Genomic DNA, 3,953 nt, shown 5'->3' on the forward strand with positions numbered 1-3,953 from the left:
GGGCGGCCCGTGCGGTCTGTCAATGTGCCCTTCCAGTGTAGGGAGCACCCAGTGCGTTTTCCATAGGGTTACCTAAGTTCCCAGACTTTGACGTAAAAAATAAGAGCCGATACCCCTAGCCCCCGTATGATGTATCTGTATGTAGTTCCGTCACCGATGTTCTCTAAGGGGTACCATGTCTTCACCGCACACCAGCATTATCATGCCGGTCTACAACACGGCTGACACTGTCGTCGCCGCGATGGAGTCCGTTCTGGCGCAGACCGACCCCGACTTTGAGCTGCTGGTGGTGGTTGATGGCTCCCCCGACCATTCTTCGCAGGTGATTCGCGAGTTCCTGCAGAACACCCCCGACCCCCGCATCCGCCTCTTCGACAATGAGCAGAACGCCGGCGTGTCTGCGGCACGCAACCAGGGTCTGGATGAGGCACGCGGCGAGTGGATTACGTTCATTGATTCTGATGACACGTACCGCCCCGAGTTCCTGGAACGTCTGCACGCCGCTGCGTCACGTAGCAGGGCAGATGTGGCAACCTGCGGTCACACTATTGCCCGCGCCGACGGCTCCACGATGGACCGCCCGCAGGGGGCACCCGGCACATACACGGGTCACGATATTGCCATCAACTATCTGCTAAACCGTTTTACGGGTTTTGTGCACGATAAGATTTTCCGTGCTTCACTCTTCTCTTCGGTACGTTTCGCGACCGATATTCACCGCGCTGAGGATGCCCTCGCGGTTTTTGAGTGCCTCATGCAGGCGCAGAAGCTTGAGGTGATCCCGGACTGCCTCTACCTGTACCACATGGGTTCTGAGGGCCTGACCTGGGGCCGCGTGACCCCGGTGGAGGAAAGCATCCGCCACACCCGCTACATGCGTGAAGCGGGTGCACCGCTGCTCTCCTCCAAGGAGGGTCAGCAGGCGCTGGCGATTTCTTCTGCGCTGACCTACCTGAATAATGCGCAGCAGGCGCTCATGAGCAATAGCGCCGACTCGGATGCGGTAATCCGCGAGTGCCGCCGCCAAATTGAGTGGGGTTGGGTTGTGCCGGCTCTACGTTCTAGCCCGGTGGTGGGGGCGGCGAGCCTGCTGTTGAAGCTCTCCCCCGCCCTGTACCGCATCCTGTACGGTGCGTACGTTCGCCGCACCTACAGCATGTAAACTTCAACGTTCTTATCAGTTCCATTTTCAAAGGTTCCCGTCTTTATGTCTGCCTCTCCTCGCACGAGCATCATTATGCCGGTCTACAACACCGCCTCCACCGTCATTGCGGCAATCGAGTCGGTACTGGTACAGACCGACCCGGATTTTGAACTTCTGGTCATGATTGACGGTTCTCCCGACAATTCGGTGCAGCTGATTGCGGACTATCTACGCCAGAACCCGGATGAGCGCGTGCGCGTGTTTGATAACCCGAAGAATCAGGGCTTGTCTGCAATGCGTAACCAGGGTCTCGACCACGCGCGTGGCGAGTGGGTGACTTTCCCTGATTCTGATGATGCTCTCTACCCGACCTTCCTGGAGCGCCTGCACTACCACGCGGAGCGTACGGGCGCGCAGGTGGTCAATTGCGCCCACAATATGGTGGCAACCAATGGTGCTAACAGGAAGCGCCTGAAGGGCTCCCCCGGCACCATGACCGGTCAGGAGGCGGCATTCGCTCTGCTCAAGGACGAGCTGTCTCCTTACGCCTGGGATAAGATTATTCGCCGCGAACTATTTGAGAACGTCAGGTACCCCCAGATTGAACGTGCTGAGGACGAATGCGCGCTACTGGACTGCTACCTGCGAGCGCAGAGCGTGACCGTCATTGACGAGCCGCTATACGCTTACGCTGTAAGCGCGGGAAGCCTGACGTGGAGCCGCATTACTCCCCTGTCTGAGACTGCCCGTCTGCTGGAGTATTTTGAGAAGTCTCTGCAGCGTACGAGCACGTATCATCTGCCCGCAGGTCAGGAGGCGCTGACCGTTGCCCGGGTTCTTGCGTACCTGAATAACGCGCAGCAGGCGCTGATTGTGGGCGGTGAGAGCGCACCGGCTGTGCTGGCGGGTTGCCGTAGTGGTTTTACTGTGCGCGATGCGCTGCTTGCGTTGCGCATCCGCCCGGTGTTTGGTGCCGCCGGTCTGCTGTTGAAGACCAGCACGGCACTGTACCGTCTGCTATACGGCGCGTACGTTAAGCGGGTCTATAACCTTTAGGATTCGGGTGCTAGTGTGAGGGGCTTCGCTGGTTCTGGTGTGGTTGCTGCGCTGGATTCCGCCGGTTCGTAAGTGGCTGGTTCCCTAGCGGTGAGCCGCCTGCCGGGTTAAATGCTGGGAGGGGCACGTACATCACGTACGTGCCCCTCCCATAAGTTTTTATGCTACTCGGTAGGAGCTTCCTCCGCGCGGGATGCCAAAGACACACCCACCATATGCACCACGAAGCCGCAGACCGGGCCGACCGCCAGCGCCACAATAGCGCGCGGTACCAGCGGGGCAGGGACCAGGAACGCCAGGCTCAGAGTCACCGCTGCGGCGACCACCCAGCCGGCAAGGTAGATGCGGTGCTGGTTCACCGCGAGCGCCATATTGCCTGAAAGAGTCATCAATGCCAGTAGCGCCGATGCGAAGACCAGCGCACCCAGGGGGAAGCCGGAGGCGGCCGCCTCGTACGCGGACTCTGCACCTGCGGCAGGCGGGTAAATCAGGCGGAACAACAGCGGACCCACCAGGTACGCCGCCAACGCGCCCACAGCACCCACAGCCACCACGGCGGCGGCAGGCTTAACGAACGCAGCTACGGGGCGGTGACGCTGCTTCAAGAAGGCAGAAACCGCCACGCCCTGAAAGGCCTGCAAAGGAATCATAATCGGCGAACGGGTAATGGAAATCGCCAGAATCAGGGTGCCCAGCACGACCGGTTCGCTCTCCGCGGCGCCGCTCGCTTTCAGCACGTTCGGGAAGCCCATCATCAGCACCGCCGCCGCGGCAGAAGACAGGAACGACCAGAGAATATTTACGGTCAGGCGCCCCGCGGGCACATCGGCGCGAGCAACCCACAGACGGCGACCCGAGACAATCACAAGCGCCAGGATGAGCCACAGACCCATCGGCACGACGGTTGCCACCTCAAGACCGGCAAGGGAAGGAATCATCAGCGCAGCCGCAAGCATGAGGATGAGGCGCCCAGCCGATTCCAGACCGCCCACCGCCGCGAAAAGGTACCAACGGTCCTCACCGGCAGTCACACCGCTCATAGTCGCCTGTAGGGCGTAGAGGAACACGCCCACCGCCATAACGGTCACGCCAACCGCCGCCGAATGCGGAATCTGCTGGCCCGCCCACAGAGGGGAGCTCACCAGCACCAACGCACCGGCGATAGCGCCCAGAGCCGCGGTCACCGTCACCACGCGAGCGCCCTGCGGCGCGGAACCCTCAACAGTCTGGGTACGCGCCGTACCCACCGCGCGCGTAATCTCCGGCTGAATACCCGTGATAATGCCCGTCACCGTGAAAAGCGCCGCCCAAAAGAGCAGGAACTCCGTCAGCTCCGAACCGGTCAGAGCACGCTGAGCAATCATGGTCACCACCAGCGTGGAGACCGCCGCCAGCAGGGACGAACCCAAAAGCGCCAGGGACTGGTAGCGGGTGACCGTTCCCGAAGACTGAGGTTCTGTAGTACTCTGGGTCTCTGCAACGCCCTGAGCTCCCGAAGCTTCTTGAGCCTGCAGGGCGCTCAGCCCCTCCACCCCGCTCTTATCGGGGTGCTGTACCGACTCGCTCACCGCGTCCTCCTCGTTCCAAGCCACCAACACAGCCGCCAACACAAACCATCATTACATACGCAGATGCGCCGCACATCCACCGCAGGATGTACGACGCACAGCACACAAATATGGGGTTTACTTCACCACATGCTCGGCAAGGTTCTTAACACCCTGCCACTTCTTCGCCAGAGCCGCCTTCGGCA

3 protein-coding genes are annotated in these 3,953 nt (G+C 60.9%); 2 read left to right on the forward strand and 1 reads right to left on the reverse strand.

The genetic code is table 11. From position 1 onward, the window contains the following. The first annotated feature begins 175 nt into the window (after positions 1-175). Positions 176-1,162 carry a glycosyltransferase family 2 protein gene (locus Q0216_RS10430; RefSeq protein WP_298595266.1) on the forward strand — a complete coding sequence of 329 codons (987 nt, stop codon included), beginning with the start codon at positions 176-178 and terminating at the stop codon, positions 1,160-1,162. 45 nt (positions 1,163-1,207) lie between these two features. After that, positions 1,208-2,200: a glycosyltransferase family 2 protein gene (locus tag Q0216_RS10435; RefSeq protein ID WP_298595270.1), complete on the forward strand. Its 993-nt coding sequence runs from the start codon at positions 1,208-1,210 to the stop codon at positions 2,198-2,200. 164 nt (positions 2,201-2,364) lie between these two features. On the opposite strand, the gene Q0216_RS10440 is transcribed toward Q0216_RS10435, so the two are convergent. Next, entirely contained in the window at positions 2,365-3,768 is a 1,404-nt protein-coding gene (locus Q0216_RS10440; protein WP_298595272.1) for a hypothetical protein, read from the reverse strand. Positions 3,769-3,953: the final 185 nt, after the last annotated feature.

Origin of the sequence: uncultured Rothia sp. (assembly GCF_937976295.1) — a bacterium.
Lineage (GTDB): Bacteria > Actinomycetota > Actinomycetes > Actinomycetales > Micrococcaceae > Rothia.